The sequence below is a fragment of the Corallococcus sp. 4LFB genome (assembly GCF_046520365.1).
Taxonomy (GTDB): Bacteria; Myxococcota; Myxococcia; order Myxococcales; family Myxococcaceae; genus Corallococcus; species Corallococcus caeni.
This window is the reverse complement of sequence record NZ_JBKGHJ010001087.1, coordinates 1-964: the sequence shown is the minus strand read 5'-3', so window position 1 is coordinate 964 and position 964 is coordinate 1. Positions and strand designations below refer to the sequence as shown.

The window sequence follows — 964 nt, the reverse complement described above, 5'->3', positions numbered from 1 at the left end:
GGAGCGCCGCGTCCAGCGCCGCCTGGACGAGCGCGCTCGAGCGCTGCCGCGACAGCCGCCTCGCGGGCCCACTGCCGTCATCCAGGGGCCGCAGCAGGCCGTCCAGCGGCTCCGCGTCACCGTCGTCGGGGGGGCGGGAGCTCATGAGGACTCTCCCTCTGGCGTCTCACCGTCCGAGGCCAGGGCCCGCAGGGCGGTGCGTCCCAGGCGCAGCCGGCTGCGCACGGTCTCGAAGGGGACGCCCAGCTCTGTCGAAATCTCCTGCACGCTCAATTCCAGGACGTGGTGCAGCACCAGCGCGTGCCGCTGCTCCGTCGACAGCCTGTCCAGCAACGCCACCAGGTGACGGCGATGCAGGTATTCGTCCGCCGGCGCTTCGTCGGACGGCACCGCCAACAACTCCACCGGATCCTCACTGTAACGGGCCTCGCGCCCTCGTGAACGCTTGATCCACGCGAACGTCGTGCGCACCACCACCCGGTCCACCCAGCCGTGGAACCGCCCGTCACCGCGATAGGTGGGCAGGCCCCGCACCAGCGCGATGAGCGACTCCTGGGCGATGTCCTCCACGTCCGAGTCCCCCCGCACCAGGTAGCGCACCAGGTTGCGCACCCGGGGCAGCAGCTCCAGGAGCAGGGACTCGGTCGCGTCACGCTCTCCGCGCATGGCCGCCATCAGCCGGGCGTCCTCGCCACGGGGCGCGACGGTCGCATGTGAGCCCGAACTCCTCATGTCCCGCAGGGAGGAGGGACGGCGCGAAATCGGGTCATCGGTGCTCACGGAAAAATCACCATCCCCACTCCCAGTCGGGGACGCACGGACGCGCCGTCCTCCCGGAGCACGAAGCCGCCATCCACCGCGTAGCCCAGCCGGGGCCGCCCCAGGAGCACCTCGCCCGACAGCGCCGCCTCCAGCGCGACGCGCCGGCCCACCCGCCACGCCACCCGCACCGCCGGCCCATGAC

1 protein-coding gene and 1 pseudogene are annotated in these 964 nt (G+C 72.3%); both read right to left on the bottom strand.

Going from position 1 to position 964, the window contains the following annotated elements; all coding sequences use genetic code 11:
* Window positions 1-141: 141 nt before the first annotated feature.
* Window positions 142-675, bottom strand: a complete 534-nt coding sequence (locus ACLEQD_RS44235; protein WP_410391906.1) for an RNA polymerase sigma factor — start codon at window positions 673-675, stop codon at window positions 142-144.
* A 101-nt stretch (window positions 676-776) separates the two neighbouring features.
* Window positions 777-964: pseudogene (locus ACLEQD_RS44230) on the bottom strand (hypothetical protein); the annotation flags it as partial.

Bases quoted from the DNA above. Each gene is read 5' to 3' on its own strand.
- ACLEQD_RS44235 (WP_410391906.1), bottom strand. From the start codon at position 675: ATGGCGGCCATGCGCGGAGAGCGTGACGCGACCGAGTCCCTGCTCCTG.